The following is a 468-nucleotide window of genomic DNA, read 5'->3' on the forward strand; positions in this document are numbered from 1 at the left end:
ACCTCGTGCGGCGCGCCGTCGTTCGCGTCGAAGCGCGTCATGCCGGCGCGGATCAGCTCCGGCAGCCGCCAGCGCGATGCCGCCTCGAGGCCGATCTCGTCGTAGCCGACGCCGAGCACCGCGCGGCACGCGGCCCCGTCGTCGTCATGCTCGGCCGCGCGCCGGCGGATCTCTTCCCATTCCGCGTCGAGATAGCAGACGACGAGCAGCTTGCCGACCTGCCGCATCAGCGTGCAGATCACCGCTTGCTCGCCCGCGCGAAGATCGACGTGCTCGGTCAGCTTGCGCGCGACGCAGCCCGACAGCAGCGCGCGTGTCAGTTCGAGCTTCGCGTCGATGCGGCGCGGCGCGCTGTGATGAAAGTGGTCGACTAGCTTGAGCCCGACGACGAGATGGCCGACGGCGTCCATGCCGAGCACCATCAGCGCGCGCGTGACGGTCGTGATGTTGCCGCCGAACGCCATGTAC

Annotated in this window: 1 protein-coding gene; it reads right to left on the reverse strand. The window is 69.9% G+C overall.

The genetic code is table 11. The features are described from left to right. Positions 1-468, reverse strand: a 468-nt coding sequence (locus J5M67_RS28300) for an HDOD domain-containing protein (RefSeq protein ID WP_207888656.1), incomplete at both ends; no start/stop codon positions are given.

This window comes from Pseudomonas sp. 30_B (assembly GCF_017491605.1).
Lineage (GTDB): Bacteria > Pseudomonadota > Gammaproteobacteria > Pseudomonadales > Pseudomonadaceae > Pseudomonas.